This window comes from Geobacillus sp. BMUD, assembly GCF_013096845.1.
Taxonomy (GTDB): Bacteria; Bacillota; Bacilli; order Bacillales; family Anoxybacillaceae; genus Geobacillus; species Geobacillus vulcani.
The window spans coordinates 1-1705 of the sequence record NZ_SDLA01000037.1 but is presented as its reverse complement, the minus strand read 5'-3'; the positions used below and the strand labels follow the sequence as shown (position 1 = coordinate 1705).

Below are 1705 nucleotides of genomic sequence, written 5' to 3'. Positions count from 1 at the left end.
GACTCTGTTCACCCCCTGATTTACGCCACCAAGGACAATTGCTTGTCCCTAGCGGCTTTTTTGAGAAGATTGTGGGCAGCACAAACCAGCCCCCATTCGATGGAAACTTTTTGGAGGCCTCGCAGGACAAAGCGACGAAACCCGCGATTTTGTTTGATTTGCCCAAATACACTCTCAATGTCGGTTTTGCGTTGGCGGTACCGGGCTTGCCCTTCTTCACTCTCCAGCCGTTCGCGGGCTTTCTGTTTTTGTTCATGATAGACGGGGTTCCATTGCGTGGTTCGTCCATACTTGGAAGTCGTGCAGGCCGAACGGAACGGACATCCTTCGCATTCATGGCATTGGTAGTGTCGGGTGACCGAGGTGTATCCTGATTCTGTGGTCTGTTTCGAAGTTCCGGTGCGAACCAGCTTTTTCCCATTCGCGCAAATCCAAACGTCTTCTTCTTCCACATAGGTCCAATTCTGCGGATGATGCGGATTTTTCTTGACCTTGCGCGTGTTCTCCTTCTCATACGTATGGTACTTGATCAAGGCCGATATGTGCTTCTCTTCCAGCTTCACGTAGTTCTCTTCCGAGCCATAGGCCGCGTCAGCGATCAAACGTTCGGGCTCCACGCCGTACTTCTCTCGAACAGTCTCCAAATGCGGAAGAAGACAACGAGTGTCGCCCGGCCTCTGATGAAGGGAATACCCCAAAATAAATTGGCCGGAAGAACCCACCTGTACGTTATAGGCCGGCTTGAGCTGACCGTTTCGCATGGGATCCTCCTTCAACCGCATGAAGGTGGCATCCACATCGGTCTTGGAATAGCTGTTGCGATCCCCGCATACATGGAGTTGGTGTTCATATTTTTCACTGCGAGGCAAGTAGTCCTCCTTCATCTTCTTGACGGCCTTCTTCAACGGTTGGTTGTCCGGCTCGGCCTCCAACCGTTTTTCCCACTCTTCGGTTTTCTTTCGGATTTCTTCTGACGTAAAGGCAGGCGAAGCGTCAATGTCTTCCGCCTTTTCTTCTTCCACGATCGCCTCGATCTGGGCAATCAGCCGATCGACATTGGCTTGGAGTTTCTCCTGGTACTTCTCAGCCGATTTGCGCCAAACGAAGGTGTACCGGTTGGCATTCGCTTCAATTTTCGTTCCATCCACAAAATAATCTTCCATCTTGACATAGCCGTCGGCCACGAGCAGCGTGATCATTTCCCGGAACAGGTCATCAATCAAGTCTTTCATCCGCTCCGAACGAAACCGATTGATGGAGCGGAAGTCCGGCTTTTGAAATCCACTTAGCCACATGAGGGGAAGGTGGACTTCGAGCTGCCGTGCAATCTCACGGCCATGATACATTTTTTGGGTGTAAGCGTAAAGGAGAATTTTGGTCATCATTTTCGGATGATAGGCGGAGGTGCCCCCTCCTTTGTAGTAAGGAAGAAACGTCTCCATCGGGATGCGTTCAACCATCTCATGAACCACGTGGGCCATGTTATCCCGCGGAATGAGATCGGCGATGTTGCTTGGCAAAGAGAGGTTGTCCATGGTATACTCTTTAAAGGAAACATGATCATGTTTCATAAAAGAATCGCCCTTCTTTCGGTGGTAGTGGTTTCGGTGACTCTATTCTACCAGAAAAAAGGGCGATTCTTCTATATTTGGGGCAAAAAAGTGGGGGCTGATCCCAAAACGCATTCCCGTTTTGGGTCAGCTCC

The 1705-nt window shown here is 50.4% G+C and carries 1 protein-coding gene; it reads right to left on the bottom strand.

Going from position 1 to position 1705, the window contains the following annotated elements; genetic code table 11:
* Nucleotides 1-20: 20 nt before the first annotated feature.
* A complete protein-coding gene (locus ETC05_RS17170) occupies nt 21-1571 on the bottom strand; it encodes an IS1182 family transposase (RefSeq protein ID WP_171661541.1) in 1551 nt (516 codons plus the stop codon).
* Nucleotides 1572-1705: the final 134 nt, after the last annotated feature.

Excerpts from the sequence above, each read along its gene's own strand:
- ETC05_RS17170 (WP_171661541.1), bottom strand. The coding sequence starts at position 1,571 with ATGAAACATGATCATGTTTCCTTTAAAGAGTATACCATGGACAACCTC.